This is a genomic window from Daejeonella rubra, from assembly GCF_900103545.1.
In the GTDB taxonomy this organism is placed as follows: Bacteria; Bacteroidota; Bacteroidia; order Sphingobacteriales; family Sphingobacteriaceae; genus Daejeonella; species Daejeonella rubra.
This window is the reverse complement of record NZ_FNHH01000001.1, coordinates 57,584-84,517: the sequence shown is the minus strand read 5'-3', so window position 1 is coordinate 84,517 and position 26,934 is coordinate 57,584. Positions and strand designations below refer to the sequence as shown.

The following is a 26,934-nucleotide window of genomic DNA, read 5'->3' as shown; positions in this document are numbered from 1 at the left end:
ACGATCAAATGAATCTGATAAGATGAAATTTATTAAATTAACACTTTAATAAATCCCATATTCAAATCATTCATTTGTGTCAAAAAACCCTTTTCCATTCACAGGCTTAAGCAGTGCCGAAGCAAAAAAGCGACAAAAGGATCTTGTTCTTCCCGGTAAGCAGCAAAGTGAGTTCATTATTATACTAAAGGAAACGGTCTTTGAACCGATTTTTATTCTTTTGATCGCTTCGGCAGTTGTTTATCTTCTGCTTGGGGAATTTTCTGAAGCCATTTTTCTGCTTTCTGCAGTTATATTGGTCTCGACCATTTCTTTTTTCCAAACGTTTCGCACCCGCAAAGCCCTTTCATTGCTTGAGGTATTAACCGCTTCAAAAACCAAAGTGATACGCGATGGAGAGGTGCTTGAAATATTCTCTGAAGAAATTGTTCCGGGCGATTTCCTGATATCTGAGGAGGGTTCAGTTGTGGCAGCCGACGGACTGATTGTACATTGCAATGATTTTGCTGTAAATGAATCTGTACTTACCGGTGAGTCTTTTTCAGTAAGTAAAAGTACAGCGAAGGATAATAATATCGTTTTTCAGGGAACTCTGGCTGTTTCTGGTCTGGCTGTTTATGAGGTAACTGCAACAGGCGCAGACAGCAGAGCGGCCCAACTGGCTAAGCTTGCAAAAGAAATTAAAACTGAAAAACCTCCGCTATATAAGCAGATCCTTAGTTTTGTTAAGTCAATGACCATCATTGGGATGGTATGTTTTTTACTCGTCCTTGGCTTCTACTATTTCCAGACTCAAAAATTTCTTGACAGCTTATTGATGGCCCTGACATTGGCTATGTCTATCCTGCCGGAAGAGATCCCTGTTGCATTCACCACATTCATGGCTCTTGGAGCATGGAAGCTATCAAAAACAGGGATCCTTGTCAAAGGTCTTAATACAGTTGAAACGCTGGGTGCTGCCACAGTGATCTGCATTGATAAAACAGGAACCATTACAGAAAATAAAATGGAACTGGCTTCCATTTACAATCACCAGACAAAAGAGATCTTTAATGCAAAACAAATTAAAGAGCAGAAAACTTTGAATGAGGTTACCGAATATGGGATGTGGGCTAGCGAACCCGTTCCTTTCGACCCGATGGAAATAGCCCTGCATGATCTTTATAAAAAACTGACGCTTCGGGATGCAAGGGCCGATTTCAAAATGATCCATGAATATCCGCTCGATGGGCAGCCGCCAATGATGACTCATATCTTTGAGAATAAGGATGGCGAACGTCACCTTGCAACAAAAGGAGCGCCGGAAGCTATCATGAATGTTTCGGATCTTGATGTATCTGAAAAGAAGTTGATTAATTCGAAAATTAAAGATTTAGCTTCTCAGGGATTCAGAGTACTTGGAGTTGGCAAAACTAGTTTAAAAGGAAATTCATTTCCGGAAAAACAACAGGACTTTTCCTTTACCTTTCTTGGATTGCTCGCATTTTATGACCCTCCGAAGGAAAATATCGCTAAGGTATTTGACCAATTCTATAATGCAGGAATTGCGGTAAAAATCATAACCGGCGACAATGCCCTAACAACCTCAGCCATCGCCAAACAATGCGGTTTTAAAGCAGCAGAAAAGACTCTGGATGGAAAAGAACTAATAGAAATGAGCGATAAAGAACTTCTCCGCCTGGCAGACGAAGTAAATATCTATACCCGTATGTTCCCGGAGGCAAAGCTCAGGATCATCAACATATTGAAACAAAAGGGCCATGTGGTAGCAATGACAGGGGATGGAGTAAATGATAGTCTGGCATTAAAATCATCCCATATCGGTATAGCCATGGGAAAAAGAGGCTCGGAGGTAGCAAGGCAGGCTGCCTCACTCATACTGATCGATGATGATCTTTCACATATGGTTGAGGCCATCGCCATAGGCAGAAGAATATATGAAAACCTGAAAAAAGCTATTCAGTATATCATTTCAATTCACATACCTATCATCCTGATCGTTACCATACCCCTGCTCCTTTTCTGGAAGTACACCAATATTTTCTCGCCTGTACATGTGATCTTTCTGGAATTAATTATGGGGCCAACCTGTTCCATCATTTTTGAAAATGAGCCAATAGAAGCCAATTCTATGAACAAGCCTCCAAGGAAACTGAGCAGCACATTTTTCGCCTTTAATGAGTTGTCGATCAGCATCATCCAGGGAATCATCATTACTGCTTCCTGCCTGGGGATGGGCTATTACTATATGGCAAATGAATACAGTATAGCTGAAGTTCGCACGATCATTTACAGCACTCTGATTTTCAGCAATATTTTCCTGACGCTTACCAACAGATCATTTTACTATTCTGTATTCACAACCATCCGGTACAAAAACCCACTAATTCCTCTGATATTAGGCGTTTCTCTGCTTATTTTATTGCTTTCAATCTATTACAGTCCTATCCGGAATATTTTTGAGTTTGTACCACTTCCATTAACTGAACTTTCCTATTGCCTGTTCGCAGCATTTACAGGTGTAATGTGGGTAGAAATATTTAAATTTATCAAAAGACGAATACAAAGTGTTTAAAATAATTTCTGATTATGTGATTGAGATCACAAGTTTTAATAATCAGAGTCATTTCGACAGAACCAAATAGAACTGATTTTTGGAAGCATGGATAATTTGAATACTCAGGACCAAACTGAAACATTAACCCAATGCTTTCACTGTGGTAATGACTGCCTTGATGAACATTATCATTATGATGAAAAAGATTTCTGTTGCATTGGCTGTCAGAGTGTTTACACTATTCTTTCTGAAAATCAACTCTGTAATTATTACTCATATAATACTAATCCGGGCAAAACGCAGGATAGTAAGGCGGCCCATTACGATTATTTAGATGAACCAAAGATCGCTGCGTCCTTACTCGACTTCTCAGATGAAAATGTAAGCATCATTACGCTGTATATTCCGGCGATTCATTGCAGTTCATGCTTATGGTTACTCGAGCATCTGTATAAGATCAACCCGTCAATTGTCAACTCTCGTATCGATTTTCTGAAAAAACAGGTAGTGATCACGTTCAAACACAAGGAATTCTCTTTGCGTGAACTTATCGGTATGCTGGGTGCTATCGGTTATGAACCGGTGATCAGTTTACAGGATGTGGTGAAGGAGCAGAATAAGGTATCCGACAGAGATATCATTAAAAAAATTGCGGTGGCCGGTTTCTGTTTCGGAAATGTGATGCTCTTAAGCTTTCCCGAATATTTCGGAATGGCAGCCTTTGAGCATCAGTTTAAAACATTTTTTGGCTGGCTCAACCTTGTTTTCGCTATTCCTGTAGTATTTTATAGTGGTCGCGACTATTTTATTTCCGCATGGAAAAATCTGAGGAACAAGGTTCTGAATCTCGATTTCCCCCTTGCACTTGGAATTGCGGTGATGTTCATCCGCTCGATCTATGAGATACTTAGCGGCACAGGTGCCGGGTTTGTGGATACTCTTTGCGGACTTGTTTTCTTTCTGCTTATCGGCAAATGGGTGCAGCAGCGTACCTATCATCACCTATCTTTTGAGCGGGATTATCGCTCATACTTCCCTGTGGCTGTGACATTGATCAGTGAAGGAATAGAGAAACCGATCCCGATGGATGAGCTAAAGGTTGGAGACCGGATCCTGATCCGTAATAATGAGATCATACCTGCCGATACCATACTGATGAAGGGAGATGCAGTTATTGATTTTAGTTTTGTAACTGGCGAATCTGCACCCGTACAAAAAGTATTGGGCGAAATGGTTTATGCCGGTGGTCGTCAGATCAATGAAGCCATTGAACTTGAAGTGATCAAACCCGTTTCACAAAGTTATTTAACCAGCCTCTGGAATAATGAGGCATTCGAAGGGAAGAAAAAGAAAATTGATACCTTCAGTGATACAATCAGCAGATATTTCAGTGTTGCGCTCTTACTCGTAGCTTTTGGATCGGCGGCTTTCTGGATGTTTGAAGATAGTGCCAAAGCATGGCAATCGTTCACTGCAGTCCTGATAATTGCCTGCCCATGCGCTTTGGCGCTCAGCTCACCTTTTACCTTATCGGCGGTTCTTAGCATTTTTGATAAGAATAAATTCTATCTGAAAAATACAGCTGTTGTTGAGCAGATAGCAAGGATCAATACCCTGGTTTTCGATAAAACCGGAACCATTACTGCTCCGGAAGGTTTTCGCATCAGCTTTGAAGGCGATCTTAGCCATGAAGAACAATGTATGATCAGTTCACTGGCCAGAAATTCAGGACATCCGCTAAGCCGGGAACTGGTCAAGTGGATGAAGATCAATGAATACTTTACAGTCAGTTCATATCAGGAGATCCCCGGAAAGGGCATCGAAGGTTTGGTGAATAATAAAATGGTACGAATCGGCAGCGCATCATTTATTAATATAAAAACAGAGAAAAAAGACACAGGTACAGTTTATATTCAGATTGGAGAGCATTATGCAGGGTATTTCAGCTTCAGACAACGCTGGCGTCCGGGTTTAAAAGAACTCTTTACTCAATTAGGAAGCAAACTGAACATGCATTTATTATCAGGAGATCAGGATTCTGAGCGTGATTTTCTGCTTCCATCATTCCCCTGGGAAGATCAAATGCATTTTAAACAAAGTCCCCAGGACAAACTAAACTACATCAGTGCACTCCAGCAAAAAAACAATAAAGTAATGATGCTTGGAGATGGATTAAATGATGCCGGAGCACTCAAACAAAGTGATCTGGGTATAGCTGTTACCGATAATATCAATAACTTCTCGCCAGGTTGTGATGCTATACTTGACGGAGCAGGTTTTGTAAAGCTACCTAACTTTATTCAGCAGGCTAAAGATGCCGTAAAGGTCATCCATATAAGCTTTGGTATTTCAACAATATATAATGCAGTGGGATTATTCTTTGCAGTACAAGGCTTATTATCACCACTTTATGCTGCTATTTTAATGCCATTGAGTACCGTTACCATTATTTCATTTACCAGTATCGCAACTCATATGTTTGCACGTAAAAACAAATTGACATGAATATCTTATACTTTCTGATCGGTTGCAGTGTGTTTTTAGCACTCATATTTCTGCTGGCATTTTTCTGGGCTATGAAAAATGGGCAGAACGATGATACGTATACACCCTCAGTTAGAATATTATTCGATGATGAGATACCAAATGAAAATAAAAAGTGACGAGAATCAATTTTTTTTCATAAGTTATGTCACATCATTGTCACACCATACAATTAGCTTTACACCACAAATAAAAATCGCACAGTATGCTTGAAAAATTCAACTATGACAACAAAATTGTAAGGAATTTCGCAATTGCCACCGTAATATGGGGCCTTGTCGGAATGCTTGTAGGCCTGTTGGTTGCCATGCAACTCTTTAAACCAGAGATGAACCTGGGAAACCAGTACACTACTTTTGGCCGTATCCGTCCCTTACACACCAATGCAGTAATCTTCGCATTCGTAGGAAATGGAATATTCATGGGTGTTTATTACTCGCTGCAGCGGCTTTTAAAGGCCCGAATGTTCAGCGATATGCTCAGTAGTATTCACTTCTGGGGTTGGCAGCTTATCATTGTTTCTGCGGCTCTGACCTTACCATTGGGATTAACTACATCGCATGAATATGCAGAATTAGAATGGCCGATCGATATTGCGATCACTCTGATCTGGGTGGTATTCGGAATCAACATGTTCGGTACGATCATTAAGCGCCGTGAGCGACATATGTATGTAGCCATATGGTTCTACATTGCAACCTTCGTTACCGTTGCTGTATTGCATATTGTTAATTCATTCCAATTACCAATTTCAGCATTTAAGAGTTATTATATATATGCCGGTGTACAGGATGCTCTTGTACAATGGTGGTACGGACACAATGCGGTAGCATTCTTCCTGACCACTCCTTATCTGGGAATGATGTATTACTTCCTTCCTAAAATGGCACAACGCCCCGTATATTCTTACAAACTAAGTATTCTGCACTTCTGGTCATTGATATTCATCTATATCTGGGCAGGACCACACCACTTATTATATTCTTCCTTACCGGATTGGGCTCAATCATTAGGTGTAGCCTTCTCAATCATGCTGATTGCACCAAGTTGGGGAGGTATGATCAATGGATTATTAACCTTAAGGGGAGCTTGGGATAAAGTTCGTGAAGACACCATTCTGAAATTCATGGTTGTTGGTATCACAGCTTATGGCATGTCTACTTTCGAAGGACCGCTTTTATCCTTAAAACAAGTGAATGCAATTGCTCACTTTACTGACTGGATAGTAGCTCACGTTCACGTTGGAGCACTTGGATGGAATGGTTTCCTGACCTTCGCAATTTTGTACTGGTTGATACCTAGAATTTACCGCACAGAGATCTTCTCCAAGAAACTTGTTGCCTTCCACTTTTGGATCGGCACCCTTGGAATTCTTTTCTATGCAATCCCGATGTATCTGTCAGGATTTTTACAAGGCTTAATGTGGAAAGAGTTTACTCCTGAAGGAATGTTAAAATATCCAAACTTCCTGGAAACAACCCTTCAACTTTTACCAATGCATATTTTCAGGGCAATTGGTGGAACATTATACCTGACTGGTGTAATTGTAATGACCTATAACCTGATCAAGACTGCCAAAAGTGGTGCACTGCTTGCAGATGAGCCGGCAGAAGCTATGGCATTAGAACCAGCCTTTGCTCCAAGTTCATCTGAAAAAACCTGGCATCGTGCTTTGGAACGTAAACCAATGTACTTCCTTGTTCTTTCACTGATTGTAATTCTGATCGGAGGAATGGTGGAAATGATGCCAACATTTATGATTTCATCAAACATCCCAACTATAGCAAGTGTAAAACCATATTCTCCACTTGAATTACAGGGCCGCGACCTTTATATCCGTGAAGGTTGTGTGAATTGTCACTCTCAAATGGTTAGACCATTCCGCTCAGAGACTGAACGGTATGGCGAGTACAGTAAAGCCGGAGAATTTGTTTATGACCATCCATTTTTGTGGGGATCAAAACGTACCGGACCGGATCTTCATCGCGAGGGCGGAAAGTATTCCAATGCATGGCAATACAATCACCTGATGGATCCAACTACAATGTCTCCCGGAAGTATCATGCCTCCGTACGACTGGTTGGGCGAGCAAACACTGGACACCACTACAACTGTAGCAAAGATCAACGCCATGAGGACTCTGGGTGTACCATATGCTCCTTTATATGAACAGAAAGCAAATGCTGACCTTCAAAAACAGGCCGAAGAGATCACAGCTAATCTGGCTAAGGATAACATAAAAGTTAGCAGTGATAAAGAGATCATTGCGATTATTGCCTATCTGCAGCGCCTGGGTACTGATATCAAAGTTGGCAATGTAAGTATGCAACCTTCAAACTAACAAACAGAAAACAATTATTTAATAATAAAGGACATGTTCAGACAATTTATAGATAAATCCACAGGCGCAGATGTCTACCTGATAACTTCACTTGGAATATTTTTAGTGTTTTTCCTAATAGTAACGGCACTGCTGTTCACCATGAATAAAAAACACGTAAGCTATATGAGTGAGCTTCCATTAACTGACGATAAAGCATAGAATTATGAAACGTTTGATTTTTATATTCACACTACTTTTTGCAAGCAATTCTATTTGGGCTGCTGAAGCTCCAACAGGTGGAACTGCAGGCAATATATATTCAGAAATACTCATTGTCTTATTTCTTGTAGCCCTCCTTTTACTGATCGTTGCACTGGTTTTACTTAAAACAGTGCGGGTAATGGCCGATGAGATCAAATCACCAGTTCTTTTACCTGCCGCAGAACCGGCTAGAATGCTGGAATACGGAGAATGGGAAGCTGCAGAGAAATCAGAACAAAGTACTAAACAAAGTACATGGAATAAACTGCTTGGACTTAGACCAATTTCGGAAGAAAAGGACATGATGCTTGAACATGATTTTGATGGCATTACTGAACTTGACAACCCTACTCCGGTATGGTTCAACGCAATGTTCTATGGCTCAATTTTGTTTGCCATTGTTTATCTGCTCAATTATCATGTATTTGAGTGGAGTCCATTACAAACTGAAGAATACGCCATTGAAATGAAAGAGGCCGAGGTATCAAAGAGCGCATTCTTAGCTAAAGCAGGAAACCTGATCGATGAGAACAGTGTAAAAGCAGACAGTGATGCTGGAGTACTGGCAGCTGGCAAAGCAGTGTATATGCAAAATTGCGTAGCCTGTCATGCACCAGATGGTGGAGGAACTGTAGGTCCAAATTTAACTGATGAATTCTGGATTCACGGTGGAACGGTCAATAACATTTTTAAGACCATTAAATATGGTGTACCTGAAAAGGGTATGATCGCCTGGGAAAAAACTCTGACAGCAAAACAAACTTCGGATGTATCGAATTTTATCCTGTCATTAAAAGGAACAAAACCTGCTAATCCTAAAGAAGCACAAGGAACTAAAATGTAAACGACCATTAATTCCATAGAAACCCGGCGCATGAAAATGAAGCCGGGTTTTTTTATTAGAACTTTATTTTTGCCGTATTCTATTTTTACGCTTCCCGGAACTTACATAGAATAAAATAAATCCTGAAAAAATGGTAAACAGGCCAAAAATAGAAAAGCCTCTCAGTAATATATTTCCGAAATTATCCCGTCCCTGGTAATCCATTGTATGCATCATCCATAGAAAATCAAAAATACGCCACTTCTCAATCCTGATCTTTTGAATCGTACCCAGCTCTGTTGAAACAAAAACCGTTGCATTACCAGGATGCTCAAAACTAACAGCATATGCCGGCAATGGTCCTGAACGATATTCATGGTGGGATGAAGTTTCAGTAAGAAGTTTAACCTCTCTAATCGCTGAACTGCCTTTGAAGCCATCTTTAGCTATTGAAATTGCCTCAGATTCTACTAAGGGGCCACGAAGCTCCCCTGTTATGGCGTTGGCCAATTGAACTTTGTATTTCGGCTTACTGGTATGATTAGCATGAGTTGAAACCGAATGATCATTGATCAAAAACTGATAATAGGGCTTCCCGGATAATTGAATGAGTTTGATGTCATGAATTGAATCCACATAATGACCGCTACTTTTCATTTTTCCCAAGGCCACTGAAGGAGAAATAAAACCGGAACCAGCGTATATTAAGGGAGAAGGGTTCCTGTTCAGGTCGCCATGTATTTCATCCATATTACTCCAGCTGAAATAGATCCCTCCAACTGTCCAGAATATAAACTGTATTCCCAATAAAAGACCGAGATAGCGATGGATTTTTCGTATTCTGTAATGAAAACTTTTTGACATTATTTATTTTTAGTATTTAATAAATCTAAAAATAAAATAAATCAATTATAATCAAAGATAAAACCTAACCTACGTCAGGGTTGAAAGTTCATTATCATATCCGCCAGCCTTTCATCCCGATCATAGATATCCTTACGGAAATTGATCAGGCCATCCTTATCAACAAAAGCAGTAAAATACACGATAAATACTGGTGTTTTCTCTTTCAGACTAATTATCCTTTCGACACCTGCATTCATTGCGGCATTAATTGAAGTGTCATCCCAGGACGGATCATTCCTCAGCAAGAATTGCGCAAGCTTGAAAGGCTCACTGATTCGGATACATCCATGACTGAAAGCTCTGGCAGACTCGTTGAATAAAGACTTGGAAGGAGTATCATGAAGATAAATATTATAACTATTCGGGAAGAGAAATTTAACCAGTCCTAATGAGTTTGAAGGACCAGGTTTTTGTCTTATTTCAGGCAATCCATCCCGGTAACCTGTAATCTCCATATTATGTTTTTGCAAATAATTTTTATCTCTTCGCATATCTTTTAACAGCTCATTCTTTACTATACTTTGAGGCACATTCCAGTAGGGACTAAAAGCAATATATTTCAAATCCCCACTAAAGATCACGGTCTTATGAATGGCCTTACCAACAACCACATTGCAACTCCATACTAATTGATCAGCACTGTAGACATGCAGCCTGAATTCAGGAATATTCACTACCAAATAATCAGTACTTACACTTACCGGGATCCAGCGGCTACGTTCCATATTAACCAGCAATTGCTTAATCCTCTGCTCATAAGGAACATTTAACTCCGAAATAGTCCCTTTTCCAATAACTCCGTCATCTTTTAGGCCATGTCTGGTCTGGAACTGTTTTACGGCATTTTGAAGATCCAGATCAAAGATCTGATCGGTTTTGGAATCCTTGAGATCACCTAACTCAAACAAACGCAACTTTACCTGTTTGATCACTTCGGAGCTATCCCCTAATTCGAATGATTTACTTCCAGCCTTAATCTCCAACCAATGACCTTTTGCTGCCTGAACTCTGTATTGATTCAGAAAATTCTTTAGCAAATCATGCTGCCTGTTAACAGGAGCTTTTACTTCCTTAAAATTCCCCGGCGGACTCTCTAATATACTGTCTAAATATTCTTCGAATGAAACCTTTTTTCGAGGAAGATTCCAGTCAATCTCTTTCAAAAACTTAGCATCAATACCTCCCCAAACTGATTCCGCGAAAGCAAAATACTGGGCAGTTAGTATCAGTTCGAGCTTAATTTTTTGAAAATGAGAAAACTGATCAGAGTCACTGCTGTATATTAAAGAATCAAGTGATTGAAAGTAAGGAAGTTCTTTATTAACTCCTTCACTCTTCAGATTTCTTATCCTGTCGGTTAAATTATCTGCATGTTCGATCAAACCCTCAGCATCAAACCAGGCAAAAGCCATATTTCGGTGAGAGTAAAATGTCATGATACTTTCTTCAAACTTACTGAACTTAGGATATTGCCTTATAAAATCTCTGATCTCAAGGCTATCGAACCTTGATTTTGTCTGCGAACTGAAACTTCCGGGGATACTTCTGTTCCACACGTTCTGATCTCTGTCAATTAAAGAATCTGCCGATACTTTGCCAGCATCCTGCTTCTTCTGGCCACATCCCTGAAATGGCAATAAAATCATAAAAAATGAAACAATAATAAAAGCAGAAAACCTGAAATTCATTTTGATTTTGTATTAAAAATTTATTCAATCCGATCATTCCTTCCTGATCATTATCTCTTCGAGGTTGCTGATAACATGAGGGGTTTGACGCCAACAACAAAGTTCACCGTAACGTCATCACTTGTCTTTAAAGTTCCCATTAATGACTTTTTAGGTGTAACCTGATACGTACTAAGCTTAAGTTTATGAGTACCTGCAAAAGTAATTGTACCATCATTAATAACAGTAGCGATAAGATCCATCTTTATTGAATGAGTTACTCCTGCCACTGTTAGATTGCCGCTTGCCTTGATTAAATACTGATCCTTATCATCCCATGGAGAAATTTCGGATTTTACATAATGGAAATATATTTTATCAAAGGGATAGGATTTAAGGGTTCTATGAGCAATTCGATCCATGTAAGTATTAGGACTGCTTAGCTTCTTAACAGGCACTGTAAAACTCAAAGAGTTAATCGCTTTTAACTGCCTGTTGATCATGGTCAACTGAGCCCTGCAATCCACACTATCGGTCTTCATTTTCCAATTATAATTATTGGTAAAACCACTTACCTCTATTACTCCCGAATGATACGTGTAGAGTTGCTGCTGTCCGAAAACAAGTCCAGCGGACAATATAAGAAACATACTCAAAGTGATATACCTTAATTTGAATGCAATTGAATTGAGTATTATTTTCATTCCATGGAATTTAAAATATTAATAAATGCTAAAAAGTAGCCAAAACACCTTATCAAAACCTTTTACAAAATGCGAACTAAAATTTTAATCTGGATTCAAAGAGCCAGCCAAAAGGTTTGATCCTATCTTCAATCTTTAGTCCATGACGTTTTATACTCTCTTCCTTGATCAATGCAACCGCCTCTTCAATAGAATCTGTTACCAGAAAAAGGCTCAAATCGGCTTCGGATATAGTTCCTTGTTCTTTCATTATGTGAGTATGTTCAATTAATTTTTGATGAAAGTCTTTACAAAAAATAATTACCGGAAAATCACCGATCTTATTTGTCTGGATCAGAGTTATTGCTTCAAAATATTCATCCAGCGTTCCAAATCCCCCGGGCATGACTACAAAAGCGAAAGAATATTTTACCAGAAGTACCTTTCTTACAAAGAAATATTTTATTTCCACCCATTTATCAAGATATGGATTAGGCGCCTGTTCTTTTGGAAGTTGAATATTACAACCAACCGAACGTCCGCCTACATCTTTGGCTCCACGGTTTGCAGCTTCCATAATTCCGGGACCTCCTCCTGTCAAAATGGTAAAACCAAGTTTGGCAAACTCTCCGGCAGCCTTCCTTGTCAATTTATAATATTCATGATCTTCTTTAAATCGTGCTGAGCCGAAAATAGTAATACAGGGGCCTATAAAATGCAGAGCCCTGAAACCTCTGATAAATTGTACTAAAATATTTATTGTAAAATGGAAATCCTTATAACGTGATTGCGGTCCGCTTAGGAACTTTATTTCAGATTTTGTCATAGTTTATAGTGATTTTTTAAATTTCTTAAAGTTTTCAGGCTTCGCCTGAAGCAAATAAAGATCCTCCGACTCACCATCTTTTGCCCATTCCATACTGACAGGACTGCCATAATAATTTTCCAGTGTTATTCCCCAGTTAGCAATTGAAAGTAGTTCCTCTTCAATTAAAACAAATTGATCACGTATATCGTCCGGTGTATTCACCACATGAATATCTGAATCTTCCTGATAGATCATCATCCGGTTTTTACTTCCCAGCTTTTTCTGAATAATTGACTTCAGTCCCTCAGATATAGTTGGTTTATAAATAATAAATTCATCGGGAATTACACCTTCATTAAGTTTTTTCCCTCCAAGTCCCCAAACTCCGGAAATATGAATTACATCGGCAAACCCACTTTCAGGGTCAGATGTATAAGCTACCCCAGAACATGACCCATCAGATCTGACCATTTTCTGTACACAAACAGCTATAGACTTATTCAAATTGGATGTATTTTCAATTATAGCCTTCTCTGAATATAGAGATGCAAAACATTTTTTAACCGTTTCAACTAATTCTCTTTCTCCTTTGACATTAAGAAAAGAATCATGTACATCTTTAATGTCTGAATTAATTTGATTCGAACTTATTGCACTGCTTCGAACAGCCACCTCAACTGCAGAACCTGCACATAGTTCATGGTAGGCTGCAGTTATAGTATCATCAATATCTCCCGGCATCCTTGCACCAAGGATCAGAGCCCTGGCCTTCTGCCCTGTTTTAGCAACATCTGATAAGTTTTCTCTATCTAAAGATGTAAGCAATTTGTCATGAACACCATCAAGCTTATTATATTCAATAAATCTCTGATATGCACTTGCCGTAACCGCAAAACCGTCTGGTACTCTGATCTCGTGAAGTACAGGCTGGGTAAATATCTCGCCTAAAAAGGCATTTTTAGCTCCTACTTCTGAAGTGTCAGAAACTGAGATATTTTTTAGTCTTAAAACATAATCCTTCATAATCTTAAAATTATCTTTGCTTATGTATCAGGCTTCTTTGATTGGATCTATCTAAATTTAAAAAACGGTATTCCTCCTATACGAAAGTGCAATGAATATCCTATGATATTAATGATACCTGTTATCAATTAAAATGATATACATCATACTATAAAAGCATTTAAATGTCAACTTTTACATCACATTAAAATTACAGTAAAAATTTTAAAATATGTCATTTCAAGCCTGAAAAAGCAGGTTTTTCAAAATTCTAAAAGGATTGTAAAGTAATATGGCTGAAGCACCGAATTTCAGGGATCATCTTCCTTCTATTAATGATACCGAGAATAAAAGAAAATGGATGTATCCACAAATCATTAAGGGAAAATTGTACCAATACCGTGATAAGGTTAGCTATTTTCTTCTTTTACTCCTTTTCGGCGGACCATTCATAAAAATAAATGGAGAACAACTGATCCTTCTCAATGTAATTGAAAGGAAATTCGTGTTTTTCGGAGTTATTTTTTGGCCACAGGATTTTTACCTCTTCGTACTGGCAATTTTAACATTCACGGTCTTTATTGTTATGTTTACTGCCATTTTCGGTAGGGTTTGGTGTGGCTGGGCATGTCCGCAAACCATATTTATGGAGATGGTTTTCAGAAAAGTAGAAAACTGGATCGAAGGGGACTATATTCATCAGCAAAAACTTAATGCAGCACCTTTAAGCTGGGAAAAAGTTCTGAAGAAAGGAGCCAAACATTTTATATTCATCCTGATCTCATTCTTTATCTCCAATATTTTTCTGGCATATATAATTGGTTCAGACGAACTGATTAAAATAATGACCGACCCTGTCGGAGAACATACTTCAGGATTTATATCGATCTGGATATTCACTTTTGTGTTCTATATAGTATTTTCATATATCAGAGAGCTTGTTTGTACAGTTATTTGTCCGTACGGCAGACTTCAGGGAGTACTTCTTGACAATCAGAGCATAATTGTAGCATATGATTATGAACGGGGAGAGCCCAGAGGTAAAATATTAAAAAACACAGATCAGCATCTTGGAGATTGTATAGATTGTAAACTTTGCGTTCATGTTTGTCCTACCGGAATAGATATTCGAAATGGCACTCAGCTTGAATGTATCAATTGCACTGCCTGTATAGATGCTTGCGATATGGTGATGGAAAAGGTTCATCGTCCTACCAGGCTTATCGGCTTTATGTCGGAAGATCAGATCAAATCGAAAACGGCATTCAAATTGAGCAAGAAAGTATATGCGTACTCTGTGGTACTTCTTATTTTGGTAACAGTTTTAAGCTATCTTCTGATTAGCAGAAGTGATATTGAAACTACAGTATTACGTGCCGGTGGTACATTATATCAATTAAGAGATAATGGAACTGTCAGCAATCTTTACAATGCAGAATTAGTTAATAAAACTTCTGATAATGTTAATTTTGAGTTGAAAGCAGAAGACGATGATATAAAAATTCAGTTTATCCGCAAAGAGAGCCAGATAAAAAAGGGAAGTGTTATAAAAGTGACTTTCTTTGTAATCAGACCTCAGAAAGATATTGAGAAATATAAATCGGAGATAGAACTTGAGATATTTTCAAATGGTAAGAAGATAGACGAGATAAAAACAAATTTTATAGCACCACCAAATTAATGAAGATGAACTGGGGAACAAAACTGGTAATAGGAATGGGTTTATTTATGGCATTCATTATTACTCTTGCAGTATTGATGATCAGAAGTGATTCAGATGATCTGGTAGACCAGGACTATTATCAAAAAGGCATAGAATATGATAAGGATTATGCCCGCAAGAGTCAGATGCAGAAAGATCAGGCTGAACCTGAAATCAGCATTGGAGATAGCCTAAGAATCATTTTCAAAAAACCTGCGACTGGAAGTGTTCGATTTCTTCATCCTTCAGATAATAAGAATGACCGTACAGTTAGCCTGAACTCAGGGACAGCCAATGAAATTGTATTACCATTGACAGATATAGCTAATGGGCACTGGAAGCTTATTATTGAATGGAAAAGTGAAGGAAAAGAATACATGTTCGAAAAAAACATCACTATTGATTAATTGACAACTCCAGTTCAATGAGATCATAAAATCATATAGTAAAATGAATTATAACGAACTCGCATTCTTTACCGGTTTATTCGGCAGTATCCACTGCGTTGGGATGTGTGGTCCGCTGGCATTTGCAGTTCCAAGTTTTCATGAAAAGCGATGGCTCATCATTTTTGATAAACTGGTATACAATCTGGGGCGGACACTGACATATACCCTTCTGGGTTTACTTATCGGATTAATAGGTCAGCAGTTATGGTTAGCCGGAGTACAGCAAGCAGTCAGTATTTTAACAGGTGTTTTCATTATTCTCGCAGCAACTTCGCGAATCTTAAAAATTTCTTATGGCAATGGAAAGTGGGTATCGAAAATAGTACAGCCTTTTAATAAACTATTATCCTATGCCATGAAGAATAAAGCGGGTCATCTAATAACCGGCATTCTTAATGGTTTTTTACCCTGTGGATTTGTCTATCTGGCGATGGCAGGAGCATTAAATACAGGAAGTGTCATGGACTCCGCTCAATACATGTTTTTTTTCGGACTAGGTACACTTCCGCTAATGCTGGCGGCGATGGTCAGTACCGGACTCGCTGGCCCTGTCTTTCGCAGGCGCATAAATAAGGCAATTCCGTTTGTTATGCTGGGATTAGGTGTATGGTTCGTTTTAAGAGGACTAACCCTGGATATCCCTTATTTAAGTCCTCAAAAAGTTAATGATGGAGTTGAGGTTTGTTTCCGGCTCCTTCCGGATCAAGTCCGGAATGACAAAATTTGTTTAATTTCCGGCTCGGGGCCGGAATGACAAAATTTGCTTAAGAGCTACTATGTCAGGCTGGACTTGATCCGTTGTCAGGCCGGACTTGATCCCCTCACTGGGCATTAGGGGTTAACTCCATCCATTCCGGGTTTTCTTTTTCAATCAGATCATTTTTCCAGCTTCTATGCCAGTTCTTCAATTGTTTTTCCCTTCGAATGGCAACACGGATATCTCTAAACACTTCAAACCAAACAAGTTTATTACAATTGAATTGAGAAGTAAAGCACTTGTTCAGTTTTTCCTTATGCTCCCTGACTCTTCTTATCAGGTCATTGGTAACACCAATATAAACGATCGTATTATCCGGAGTACTTAAAATATATACAAAGTATTGACGCATAACTGAAAATATGCGTTTTGGAAAAGAAAGGTGAAAAAAGTTAGTTAGTGGTTCCGTTCCGGATCAAGTCCGGAATGACCAAATTGTGCTTAATTTCCGGATCGGGTCCGGAATGACTAAAGTTTAATATCACTCGATATACCAATATCGTCAGGCCGGACTTGATCCGTTGTCAAGCCGGACTTGATCCATTGTCAGGCCGGACTTGATCCGGCTTGGCCCTAACCCGCCATACTAAACAATTGCGCTTCAGGCTGTTCAGCCCAAAGGCGAGCGTCAAGAGCCATACAAATATTTCTAAGGAATCGCTTACCTTGATTAGTTACTGTAAGGCTATTTTCACCTATTTCTACTAAACCATCCTCTTCAAGCAATTTTGCTCTTTCAAGTCCGGCTGAAAGTGCCTGGTTAAGTGGCAAAGAATTATCCCACTCTGTTTTTCCTTTACACATCAGATTTAAAATATGCTTTCTTATAAGCAGATCTTCCTCTGTTAAATGGTGTCCTTTAAACACAGGAAGCTGACCTTTGTTAATCAGATCGTAATAATCTTCTACTTTTTTGACATTCTGGGCAAATGCGAACCAGCTATCACTGATTGATGAAACTCCCAGGCCAATCATTAGCTGGGTGTACTGGTGAGTATATCCCATAAAATTGCGGTGCAGTTTCCCTGAACGTTCTGCCTTATACAGACTATCAGTACTTAATGCGAAGTGGTCCATGCCAATCTCCTCATAACCCATTGAGATAAACATCTGACGACCCAATTCATACAATCTTTGCTTTTCAGTAACAGATGGCAGATCATCCTCAGTAAAACTTCTCTGTCCGGGTTTTATCCAGGGCACATGAGCATAACTGTAAAAAGCAATCCGATCGGGCATCAGCTTTTCTACCTGCAGGACGGTATCTCCCAGACCTTCATACGTTTGAAGCGGGAGGCCGTAGATAAGATCAAAATTTATTGAAGTGTATCCGATTTCTCTCGCCTGAGCGGTAACTTTCTCAACTTGTTCAAAGCTTTGCATACGATTGATGATCTTCTGAACCTTTGGATCAAAATCCTGGATACCAAGACTTAATCGGCGAAAACCAAGATCATATAATGTCCTGAGGTGTGCTTCGGTTGTATTATTAGGATGAGCTTCAAAGCTAAACTCGGCATCAGGATGCAGATCTGAGCCATTCATAATTCCATTGATCAATAAATACAGATTTTCAGCAGCAAAAAAGGTCGGTGTACCCCCACCCAGATGAATTTCTCTGATCAGCGGTTTCTCGCCTAAAATCTCACGGTAAAGTTTCCATTCTTTTAAAACTGCATGAATATAAGGATCTTCAACCTGGTGATTCTTTGTAATTCTGGTATTACAACCACAATAAGTACACAGACTTTCACAAAATGGCAAATGAACATATAAACTTATACCATTGTCAGCATTACTCTGTTTAAATGAAAATTCAACAGATTCTTTCCATTTATTAAGATCCGGAGCTGCTGTATCCCAATAAGGAACAGTAGGATAACTGGTATAACGTGGGGCTGCCACATGATATTTATTAATGAGTTGCTGTGTGGTCATAATTAAATTATTAAAGACAGAATCAGAGGTTGGTCAAGGCTTTTTTACAGCCATCATAGCAGACACAGGCCTTTCCTGAACATTTACCTGCATGCCAATTATCCAGATTCTTTATGGTTAGATTTGCTATTTCCTGTAAGGCTTCCTTGGTTAAAAAGGCCTGGTGTGGAGAAATTATTACATTGGGATAGGATATCAACTCCTCCAGAATAGCATCTTTATTTTCGTCTTTTCTGTGATCAGTGAAAAACAGGCTTTTTTCAAATTCATACCCATCTAAACCCAGATAGGCAATTTTTCTACTTTTAAGTGCCTTGAGCAATTCACTTGTCTTTATCAATTCACCACTGCAAGTATTGATCAGCATAACACCATCCTTCATTTTACTGAGGCTTTGATTATTGATGAGGTGCCTTGTATCGGATTTTAATGGAACATGCAGGGAAATGATATCTGATTCATTAAGGAGTTGATCAAGATCTCTTGTTTCTATATCATTCAGAAATTCGGGGTATTTTATATCATAGCTGATCACCTTACAGCCCAAACCCTTATAAATGGCTGCTGTAGCCTGTCCCACATGCCCTAGTCCAATAATTCCTACTGTTTTTCCGAAAAAACTAAAGCCTATATGCTGATCAATTCTGAAATCAAATTCCCTGCTGCTATTTACTGTCGGAACAATTTTTCGACTCAGCGATAAGGCGAGCATAACAGCATATTCAGCAATTGACTGAGGTGAAAAAGATGGAACATTTGCCAGTTTTATTTTCCTTAAACCAGCAGCTTTCCTATCTATATGGTCTGTTTCCAGAGAGCGGGTAGCAATATATTTTATTCCAAGGTCTGCCAGTTTATTAATAACGGCTTCAGAAACATCATCATTTGTAAAAACAATTACTGCTTCTTTTCCTTCCGCATACATAGCAGTTTCAAGACTAAGCGGATTAGAAATTAAGGTAATATCATGTTGCTTTTTATTAGCACGAGCCAAAAATTCCTTTTCAAATTCTTTTATACTGTAAGCAACAACTTTCATTATTTCATAGCTATTCTCCAAAATTAGGTTTTGGGATGGCTATTTCTAATGAGTGAAGTCATGTAGAAAAATGATCTTTATCAGTTTTTCATCTTCAGGAGTTTTGATTGATCAAGAATTTGGATCACACTTCCCTTCTTTTCGATAATTCCTTCATCCTTAAAGTCACTCAAAGTACGGCTTACTGTCTCAGTTGCCATTCCTGCCATTGATGCCAGGTCTTCCCTTGAAATCCGGATCTGCGTTACTTGTTCAGATTCATTATGATTTTTAGCCAAACGGATCAGGATCTCAGCCATACGTTTCCTTACAGAATGATAAGCAAGCTGCAATAATTGTTCTTCCTTTTCAATAAGGTTACTTGACAATACTTTAATAAACTTCTGACCTATATCTGTATAATTATCGAGTAACTGATTGACAATATCTCTGGGAAGGAGGCAAATAGTTGTATCTTCAATTGCTTCGACCGTTTCATTATAATGATCACCTGATAACATTGCCTGAATTCCGAGATATTCTTCAGGTCCATACATTCCTGTAACAAGCTCCCTGCCATCTTCATTTAACTTGATAGCCTTTACCCTTCCGCTTAGAATTAAATATATACCTGATATCGTATCTCCCTCATAATAAACTATCTGCTTCTTTCTGACTTGTTTCACTTTACGGTCAGATACTATTTTTTTCAGCTCGTCCAGACCTTGATTCTGGTTAGCAAGAAGTTTAAGGCTTTCGAATGACTGGCTATAGAAAGCTTCGAGTTTTTGCTTTTTATGAAATCGTGATTCTATGGTATTAAGCAATTCCATATCATCAAATGGCTTCGTTAAATAATCATCAGCTCCCATTTCCATGCCTTTTCTCATATCTGATCGCTCAGCCTTGGCTGTAAGAAATATAAATGGAATATTTTCAGTGTTTTTATTTTTCGAAAGAAGATATAAAACCCCATAACCATCAAGCTCTGGCATCATAATATCACAAAGGATCATATCCGGGAGATTCTGCTGGGCCAGTTCTACCCCTATTTTTCCATTCTCAGCTTGCAATACATCATAACCTGCAAGTTCCAGAATTTCCATTGAACTTTCTCTGATGTCTTCGTTATCCTCAATGATTAGAATTTTCTTCTTCATAGAAATTTACTGTGGGAAATTTAGTGTAAAAACAGTTTTCTGATTAACCAGGCTGCTAAAGTTTACTTTACCACCCATCAGGTTAACATATCTTAAAATTATATTCAGTCCTAATCCGGTACCAGGAATATTCCCGGTATTATTTGCTCTGAAAAATGGCTCAAAAAGATGTTTATGGTCAGTTTCTGGAATACCTATACCATTGTCTCTAACTGTTACTATACATTCAGTACTGGTCAGCTCAGTATTAAATTCAATGAATGTATTTTCACCAGAATATTTTATGGCGTTGGATATTAGATTAACGATACAATTACGAAGCAAATTCTGATCAAGCAAAACCGTACTATGCAAGCCTGTATGCTGGTAAATAATATTCTGATCCTTTTTGGCCATTAACTGCATTTCTTCTGTGATCTCTTCAGAAAGTTTAACAACATCGAATTTAGTAAAATTAGTTTCGATTTTTCCGGCCTCCAGACGCTCCAATGAAAGGAAGTCATCCAGAATCGTAGTCAGGTTACCCACCGAATTTTTGATCTTACTGACATGTTTGCTAACATTTGTATCGTCTGATTGAAGTTTATACCTTTCTATCAGTGAGGCAGATAAAGTGATGGAACTGAGTGGTGTGCGAAATTCATGAGAAGCCATGGATACAAACCTGCTTTTAAGCTGATTGAGCTCCTTTTCTTTTTCGAGAGATTTGCTGACAGTCTCTTTTGCAGCCTGCAGTTCAGTTACCGATTTTTGTAGTGATACGGTACGCTCTTCAACAAGTTTTTCAAGTTGAGACGCATAATGAAGGATCTTTGCTTCTGCTTCCTTTTCTCTTGAAAGATCATGTATAAATCCTGCATAAATGGTTCTTCCGGAATACTTTACTTCATTCACCCCCAAACGGAAAGGAAACAAGGTGCCATCTTTTTTTTGTCCATTCACATCGCGGCCTGTACCTATAATATGAGGGCTTCCAGTTCTCTGATAACGTGCTATATATTCGTCATGCTGATCTTTATCCGGTCTGGGCATAAGCATTGAAACATTCCTTCCAATTACTTCCTCGATCGAATATCCAAACAGGGCACAGGCAGCTGGATTTATTGACTCAATTAATCCACGCTCATCTATGGTAATGATACCATCAATTGCGTTTTCTATAATTGCAAACAATAAAGCGCTCTTTTCAGTCATGAGGCAAAAATACTCTTTTGATAATAAAAATCAGTCAATTATGCTTTGCCAAAAGATAAGGAATTTATCAAAACATTTAACGCTGAAATCTCAAAACTTCCTAATATTTCTTTTTTGAAACATTAACATTATTAAATTATTAAGTTATAGTTCTTAAAAAGCGCATTTATTAGCAATAAGTTAAGAGAACATTATAATTAAAAGTTTTTTTTATATTCTGAATATTTGTTTATAGTTTCGTTTTATTATAAATTAATTACCATTCGTAATATTAAAAAAGAATAAAACAGATCATAATGTCTTATTTGAAATAAAACGAAATAAATTAAAACCTCTGAACCAACCTTAAACATTTAATTATGAAGAAAATTTTTACTGATCATTTCGGTAAGTTTTGGCAAACCCCTGCACTAGTTCTCAGGAATTTTTTCGTGCATTTAAACCCTAAAAGGGGGATAAACGATCTAAAACTTGTAGCAGTAAAGCTAATGCTGTTATTATTTATTCTTAACATATTTGATGTTAAACCAGCCTTTGCACAGCAAAACAACATTGTATTGAAAGGCGTAGTAGTTGATAGTAAAGACGGTGAAGGCCTGGCAGGAATAAGCATTACAGATGCAGGCAGAAGGTCTTTGGGAGTGACGGGAATGGATGGAAGTTTTACTCTTAATATCCCAAAAGGCACATCCGTAAGTTTTTCAATGATTGGATATACTACTTTTTCAAAGATCTATAATGCAGGTGAGAGTAATATCAATATCCAATTAGAACAATCAACCAGTGCTTTAAATGAAGTAGTGGTTACTGCTCTTGGTATTAAAAGAGAGCAAAAAGCACTGGGTTTTGCAACACAAACATTAAAGGAGAATGCGCTAAATGATGCAAGATCCAACAACTGGGTAGGTGCATTATCAGGAAAAGTTGCCGGTTTAAACATTGTTACACCTGGTTCAGGACCAGTAAACTCTTCAAAGATCATTTTGAGGGGAGAAACATCTATGAATTCCGATAATAACGGAGCATTGATCGTGCTGGATGGTGTACCAGTTGGAGGCGGATTAACGTCTTCAGGTGTTGGGAATGCTTATGGCGCAGGTTCAGGGAATGATGTTCCGGTAGATTTCGGAAATGGAATTTCTGACATCAACCCGGATGATATCGAAAGTGTTACAGTACTTAAAGGGGCAAGTGCCGCAGCCCTTTACGGAAGCCGTGCAGCGAATGGAGCCTTAATTATCACAACCAAATCTGGCGTGAAAAAAAATAAAGGAATTGGAGTCAGTTTAAATTCCAACTATAGCTACAATGACATCCTGAGATGGCCAGACATGCAATATGAATATGGTCAGGGAACCGGAACAACGATCAGACCAAACAGCCAGTTATATTATTCATATGGAGCATCTGCAGATGGTGCAAGCACCTCCGGAACAAGTAGCGCCTATGGTCCCAGATTTAATGGACAATCATACTTTCAGTACGATCCTGTTACAGGCGGACAATCTGCAACCCGTCTGCCATGGGTGCCTTATACCAATAACAGGTCAGATTTCTTTCGTACAGGTTCTACATTAACTAATAGTGTTTCCTTTGACGGCGGTAGCGAAAATGCATCTGCAAGAGCATCGATCACTCATTCAAAAAACGAATGGATAATGCCTAATACAGGTTATGAAAGATTAACAGCTGCATTGAGTTTAAATTTCAAGCTATCTCCAAAACTTAGAATTAACTCTAAAGTAAATTTCACAAATAAGACCAGTGATAATCTTCCTGCTACAGGATATAACAATCAATCACTTTCTTATTTCATGATCTTCCAAAATCCTAATGTTGATCTTGATTGGTACAGACCAATCTGGAAACCAGGATTAGAACAAATTGATCAGATACATCCATTTAGCAGCTTCATCGACAATCCTTTTCTGATTGCTTATGAAATGACCAATGCGGTAAATAATTACAAGACTGTAGCAAACATGTCTGCTACGTATGATTTTACGAAAAAATTGAGTCTGATGGTTCGCTCCGGTTTTGATATGCTTAATGAAGACCGTGATCAGCGCAGACCATTCAGTACTGCTAATTTTCAAAAAGGATATTTGAGACAACAAAATATTTTCAATTTTGAAATCAATACGGATGTATTATTAACCTATAAAACAAGGCTGAATAAAGATTTTGAAGCAAGTTTTTCAGGAGGAGCCAATGCTCTTAACAGACGCTATACAGGCGTAAATGGCACTGTAGAGGGTCTTATTATCCCAGCGGTTTATAAGCTAAGCAACGGACAAAGCAATCCGCTTATGAATACGAACTATTTAAATAAGAAAGTTCAAAGTATTTATGGTTTTGCCTCATTCTCATGGAAAGACAGAATATTTTTGGATGTAACCGGACGTAATGACTGGTCCAGTACACTTCCAATTCAGAACAATTCATTCTTCTACCCTTCTGTTAGCTCTAGTTTTATTTTAAATGAATTATTCCAGCTTCCAACAGCGGTTACCTATGCAAAACTTCGTTTGTCGGCAGCTCAGGTAGGTAATGATACTGACCCTTATAAAACAAGCAAATACTATGGTATAAGTGATTTTCCAGCATCAGCATCTGTACCAACTACCTTACATAATGCAACTTTCAAACCAGAGATAACTACAAGTTATGAGGCAGGTTTAGAATATAACCTATTCAAATCACGCTTTACGATGGACCTTACTTTCTACAGCAATACCACAAAAAACCAGATCCTTGATGTGCCTCTCGATCCTACAACCGGATATTCAAGAGCAGTACTAAATGCAGGAGTTGTTCGTAATAAGGGTATTGAACTTTTGGTAGGAGGAAAACCTGTAAAAACTAAAAACTTCAGCTGGACAAGCACTGTAAACTGGTCAAAAAATGACAATGAAGTACTTGAACTGGCTGAGGGACTTACAGACAAGCAGGATATTGGTTATGGAGGTAATGCTACCATTCAGGCACGTGTTGGCGGTACGACAGGAGATATTTATGGTTTTGGATTTGTAAGAGCACCAGACGGTCAGATTGTTTACAATACAACCGGACTTCCGGCCCGCCCGGGACAGATCCAGTATATTGGAAAAGCCTATGCTGACTGGAGAGGTGGATTGAGTAATGAGTTCCAATATAAAAACTACAGATTCAGTTTCTTATTTGATGGTCAATATGGAGGAATGATCTATTCTCAGACACATCATAAAATGGCAGAGCAAGGTAAGTTAAGCAGCACCTTAAAAGGACGTGAAGAAGGATTTATTGTAGGTGAAGGTGTTGTTGCAGGTGCAGGAGGTCTTTATACTGCCAATACCAAGCAGGTTGCACCGGCAGCATTCTATGGCGATTACTATAGACGTGCCAATGTTGAATCAAACAGTTTTGATGCTTCATTTATCAAATTACGTGAAGTTAGACTTGAGTACGGTATTCCGGCTAAGTTTATCAAAAAGCTAAAGTTGAATCAGGCATCTCTTGCACTTTATGGCAGAGACCTGGCGATCATTTCAGATTTCCCTATGTTCGATCCGGAGACTGCAGCTTTAAATGGCTCAACTATTCTCCCTGGAGTTGAAATGGGACAAATGCCATCAACACGCACCTTTGGAATGAATTTAACTGTGAAGTTTTAAGAATAGAATTTGTTATACCGCAGGATAAAAAACTGCTAACTAAAAAAAGATGAATCGTTTTAAAAATATATTTACTGTACTACTGCTGGCTTCATTAAGCTTTGCATGTACCAAAGACTTTCAGGAAATCAACACCGATCCAAACAAGATTGAGAAAATAAGTCCTGGAACATTACTAAACCCGATTTTATATGAGGTAAGTAGTTTCAATACTCTCCGCGCTGACGCATTCACGTTTGATATCATGCAGGTTGCATTACCATTTCCAAGTGTTGCAGGTGGAGTTCACAGATATGATGTAACAGAATCAGCCGGTAACTCAACATGGAATACCTATTACCGCTGGATAAATAATGTGAAGGAAATGCGTGCTGCAGCAGTAGCGGCTCAGGATCCTAATTATGAGGCAATCTCTCTGACATTGAATGCCTGGTTATATTCTTTATTAAGTGATTCTTTCGGCGATGTTCCAATGAAAGAGGCTGTACAAGGTGATCAGGGAATCTATACACCTGTTTTTGATACGCAGCAGCTAATTTATACCACGCTGATTGCCGATCTTGAAAAGGCAAATACACTCTATAATACCGCTAAACCTATGATTTACGGTACTGACATCCTTTACAGTAACAATATCAGCTACTGGAAAAAATTTACCAATTCTCTTCGTTTGCGTCTTCTTCTTCGTGTTTCAAAAAGAACTGAGATCGATGCTTTCGGAAAAATGGCTGAAATTGTTAATAATCCTACAATTCACCCTGTATTTACAAATAATACAGAGGCTGCTATATTAAAGATAACCGGAGTAGTACCAAATATGTCACCATGGGGACGCGCTATTGATTTTACAACATTCAGAGCAACAGGTGGTTTCTTCATTGATAATCTGAATGATTTTGTTGATCCGCGTCTTGCAAAATGGAATTCACTTGCAAGAACAGCAGACGGAAAAACAACTATCGGTTATAAAGGTATACCGAGTGGATATGATGGCCCTGAGTCTCAGTTTAATTATCTGCCATCCAATTTTAACGTGATACTTGCTACAGCTCCTATGACCTCCGTGATCATGACCTATGCTGAAGTTGAGCTAATCAAAGCTGAACTTGCTCAAAAAGGAAAGATCACTGGATCTGCAGCGACCTTCTATCAGAATGGCGTAAAAGCTTCTATTGAACAATGGGGAGCAGTATTACCTGCAAACTATTTTACAAATGCCAAGGCTGCCTACGATGGAACATTAGAAAGAATTATGCTTCAAAAATATTATGCATTGTTCTTTAATGATTATCAGCAATGGTTTGAGTATCGCAGAACCGGTTTCCCTATATTACCTAAGGGTGCTGGACTTCTGAACAATAAAATAATGCCGGTAAGGTTCCGGTACCCTACAACAGTAGTAACAAACAATAATGCAAATTACACAAAAGCTGTGGCAAGCATGGGTGGAGATGATATCAACACTAAAGTTTGGTGGGAAAAATAATTG

20 protein-coding genes are annotated in these 26,934 nt (G+C 38.5%); 10 read left to right on the top strand and 10 right to left on the bottom strand.

From position 1 onward, the window contains the following. Positions 1–76 precede the first annotated feature (76 nt). The 5 genes from BLR27_RS00345 (at position 77) to BLR27_RS00325 (ending at position 8,529) form a co-directional block, all read left to right on the top strand. A complete protein-coding gene (locus BLR27_RS00345) occupies positions 77–2,575 on the top strand; it encodes a cation-translocating P-type ATPase (RefSeq protein ID WP_090697461.1) in 2,499 nt (832 codons plus the stop codon). 87 nt (positions 2,576–2,662) lie between these two features. Continuing rightward, on the top strand, positions 2,663–5,062 hold the full coding sequence (locus BLR27_RS00340) for a heavy metal translocating P-type ATPase (protein ID WP_090697457.1): 2,400 nt from the start codon (positions 2,663–2,665) through the stop codon (positions 5,060–5,062). After that, positions 5,059–5,220, top strand: a complete 162-nt coding sequence (gene ccoS, locus BLR27_RS00335; protein ID WP_090697453.1) for a cbb3-type cytochrome oxidase assembly protein CcoS — start codon at positions 5,059–5,061, stop codon at positions 5,218–5,220. The genes BLR27_RS00340 and ccoS overlap by 4 nt, the downstream gene beginning before the upstream one ends. 86 nt (positions 5,221–5,306) lie before the next feature. Further along, complete coding sequence (ccoN, locus tag BLR27_RS00330) at positions 5,307–7,442, top strand: cytochrome-c oxidase, cbb3-type subunit I (RefSeq protein WP_090697449.1); 2,136 nt, start codon at positions 5,307–5,309, stop codon at positions 7,440–7,442. Between the two features lie 205 nt (positions 7,443–7,647). Then, positions 7,648–8,529: a cbb3-type cytochrome c oxidase N-terminal domain-containing protein gene (locus BLR27_RS00325; RefSeq protein ID WP_090697445.1), complete on the top strand. Its 882-nt coding sequence runs from the start codon at positions 7,648–7,650 to the stop codon at positions 8,527–8,529. 63 nt (positions 8,530–8,592) lie between these two features. On the opposite strand, the gene BLR27_RS00320 is transcribed toward BLR27_RS00325, so the two are convergent. The 5 genes from BLR27_RS00320 to BLR27_RS00300 all read right to left on the bottom strand — a co-directional run bounded on the left by BLR27_RS00320 (position 8,593) and on the right by BLR27_RS00300 (position 13,595). Then, entirely contained in the window at positions 8,593–9,372 is a 780-nt protein-coding gene (locus BLR27_RS00320) for a hypothetical protein (protein WP_090697440.1), read from the bottom strand. Between the two features lie 74 nt (positions 9,373–9,446). Next, a complete protein-coding gene (locus BLR27_RS00315; protein WP_090697436.1) occupies positions 9,447–11,102 on the bottom strand; it encodes a L,D-transpeptidase family protein in 1,656 nt (551 codons plus the stop codon). Between the two features lie 50 nt (positions 11,103–11,152). After that, positions 11,153–11,785 carry a YceI family protein gene (locus BLR27_RS00310; RefSeq protein ID WP_090697431.1) on the bottom strand — a complete coding sequence of 211 codons (633 nt, stop codon included), beginning with the start codon at positions 11,783–11,785 and terminating at the stop codon, positions 11,153–11,155. A gap of 76 nt (positions 11,786–11,861) precedes the next feature. Further along, the gene (locus BLR27_RS00305; RefSeq protein ID WP_090697428.1) at positions 11,862–12,590 is read right to left on the bottom strand and encodes an LOG family protein; all 729 of its coding nucleotides are present in this window, start codon (positions 12,588–12,590) and stop codon (positions 11,862–11,864) included. A gap of 3 nt (positions 12,591–12,593) precedes the next feature. After that, positions 12,594–13,595 (bottom strand): PEP/pyruvate-binding domain-containing protein, encoded by a 1,002-nt coding sequence (locus BLR27_RS00300; protein ID WP_090697425.1) that lies wholly within the window; start codon positions 13,593–13,595, stop codon positions 12,594–12,596. Positions 13,596–13,866: 271 nt separating this feature from the next. Between BLR27_RS00300 and ccoG the strand changes: the two genes are divergently transcribed. From ccoG to BLR27_RS00285, 3 genes are read left to right on the top strand one after another with little or no spacing between them, the layout of a single operon-like run. Then, a complete protein-coding gene (gene ccoG, locus BLR27_RS00295; RefSeq protein ID WP_090697424.1) occupies positions 13,867–15,255 on the top strand; it encodes a cytochrome c oxidase accessory protein CcoG in 1,389 nt (462 codons plus the stop codon). Beyond that, positions 15,255–15,683, top strand: coding sequence for a FixH family protein (locus BLR27_RS00290; RefSeq protein ID WP_090697420.1), 429 nt, complete (start codon positions 15,255–15,257; stop codon positions 15,681–15,683). The genes ccoG and BLR27_RS00290 overlap by 1 nt, the downstream gene beginning before the upstream one ends. 43 nt (positions 15,684–15,726) lie before the next feature. Further along, complete coding sequence (locus BLR27_RS00285; RefSeq protein WP_090697416.1) at positions 15,727–16,479, top strand: sulfite exporter TauE/SafE family protein; 753 nt, start codon at positions 15,727–15,729, stop codon at positions 16,477–16,479. Between the two features lie 67 nt (positions 16,480–16,546). Here the strand turns inward: BLR27_RS00285 and BLR27_RS00280 are convergent, their stop codons facing one another. The 5 genes from BLR27_RS00280 to BLR27_RS00260 form a co-directional block, all read right to left on the bottom strand. After that, the gene (locus tag BLR27_RS00280; protein ID WP_090697411.1) at positions 16,547–16,834 is read right to left on the bottom strand and encodes a GIY-YIG nuclease family protein; all 288 of its coding nucleotides are present in this window, start codon (positions 16,832–16,834) and stop codon (positions 16,547–16,549) included. Positions 16,835–17,055: 221 nt separating this feature from the next. Further along, entirely contained in the window at positions 17,056–18,420 is a 1,365-nt protein-coding gene (gene hemN, locus BLR27_RS00275) for an oxygen-independent coproporphyrinogen III oxidase (protein ID WP_090697407.1), read from the bottom strand. A 22-nt stretch (positions 18,421–18,442) separates the two neighbouring features. Then, positions 18,443–19,480: a 2-hydroxyacid dehydrogenase gene (locus BLR27_RS00270; protein WP_245704375.1), complete on the bottom strand. Its 1,038-nt coding sequence runs from the start codon at positions 19,478–19,480 to the stop codon at positions 18,443–18,445. A 59-nt stretch (positions 19,481–19,539) separates the two neighbouring features. Continuing rightward, positions 19,540–20,598 carry a response regulator gene (locus BLR27_RS00265; RefSeq protein ID WP_090697400.1) on the bottom strand — a complete coding sequence of 353 codons (1,059 nt, stop codon included), beginning with the start codon at positions 20,596–20,598 and terminating at the stop codon, positions 19,540–19,542. A 6-nt stretch (positions 20,599–20,604) separates the two neighbouring features. Further along, complete coding sequence (locus BLR27_RS00260) at positions 20,605–21,792, bottom strand: PAS domain-containing sensor histidine kinase (RefSeq protein ID WP_090697397.1); 1,188 nt, start codon at positions 21,790–21,792, stop codon at positions 20,605–20,607. Between the two features lie 359 nt (positions 21,793–22,151). Here BLR27_RS00260 and BLR27_RS00255 point away from each other — a divergent pair, with 359 nt between their 5' ends. Next, positions 22,152–25,445, top strand: coding sequence for a SusC/RagA family TonB-linked outer membrane protein (locus BLR27_RS00255; RefSeq protein ID WP_245704374.1), 3,294 nt, complete (start codon positions 22,152–22,154; stop codon positions 25,443–25,445). A 49-nt stretch (positions 25,446–25,494) separates the two neighbouring features. Then, complete coding sequence (locus BLR27_RS00250) at positions 25,495–26,931, top strand: SusD/RagB family nutrient-binding outer membrane lipoprotein (protein ID WP_090697393.1); 1,437 nt, start codon at positions 25,495–25,497, stop codon at positions 26,929–26,931. Positions 26,932–26,934 lie beyond the last annotated feature (3 nt).